This is a genomic window from Mangrovicoccus sp. HB161399 (genome assembly GCF_013184745.1).
Lineage (GTDB): Bacteria > Pseudomonadota > Alphaproteobacteria > Rhodobacterales > Rhodobacteraceae > Mangrovicoccus.
This window is the reverse complement of sequence record NZ_JAATVU010000264.1, coordinates 1-874: the sequence shown is the minus strand read 5'-3', so window position 1 is coordinate 874 and position 874 is coordinate 1. Positions and strand designations below refer to the sequence as shown.

Sequence of the window (874 nt, the reverse complement as noted above, 5' to 3'; positions counted from 1 at the left end):
CCCGGAGACGGTCGCGAAGCAGCGCAGGCGCGAGACGGCCGGGGACCGCAAAACAGGCCCGAGGGAACCGCGCTCGGCCGTTCCTGGCGAGATCGAGGAGGCGATGGCGGTTGCATTCCGCCGGCACGCACTGCGTCCTCTGGGCGACTGTCTCCATGCCCTGCAGCCGACGATCCCACGCCTGACCCGGCCAGCGCTGCATCGGCGCCTTCAGCGATGAGCCATTGTGCGCCATCGGTTCAAGCACGCTGACGAATGCATGTCGCGCCTGCCTGAGGCCGGCGGCGACAAGCCGGACCGCCAGCGGTCCAAACGCCATCCTGCCGGCTTCTTCCGCATGGATATCGCCGACGTGCAGACGGCCGAGGGCAAGCTCCATCTCTTCGTGTCCATCGGCCGCACCGGCAGGTTCGCGGTCACCCAACCCGCCGAAAGGGCTGACAGGAAGGCCGCCTGGGAGGTCCCGGAACATCTGCCCGGGGCTGTTCCCTGCCGCATCCACGCGATCCTGACCCCCTCTCGGGACAATTCGTGCCGAAATGCCCTGCCGGGCAGCGGACAACGGCATCCAGTTTGCCGGGCAGCCCGGGAACCGAAACACTGCCTGCTCTCGGCAAAGGCGCTTTTTCATGATCTGCGAGGCCAACGGGACCGGGCATCGCCTGGCCAAGCCCGGCCATCCGCGGACCGGCGGCCAGGCCGGACGGATGAACCGCACGATCAAGGAGGCCACCGCCAAACGCTTCCACTGCGACAGCCACGATCAGCTTCGTGGCCACCTCGCCGACTTCATGGCCGCTTGCAACGTCGCACGTCGCCTCGAGCCGCTCGGCGGCCTCGCCCCCTGCGAATGCATCTGCAAGATCCGGACTTC

At 68.0% G+C, this 874-nt stretch carries 2 protein-coding genes; one reads left to right on the top strand and one right to left on the bottom strand.

From position 1 onward, the window contains the following. On the bottom strand, positions 1 to 379 hold a 379-nt coding region (locus HCC78_RS32790), incomplete at its 3' end, for a hypothetical protein (protein WP_172332849.1). Positions 380 to 629: 250 nt separating this feature from the next. On the opposite strand from HCC78_RS32790, the gene HCC78_RS32785 reads away from it, so the two are divergent. Next, the coding region (locus HCC78_RS32785; protein WP_253949485.1) for an integrase core domain-containing protein at positions 630 to 874 on the top strand (245 nt) is incomplete at its 3' end.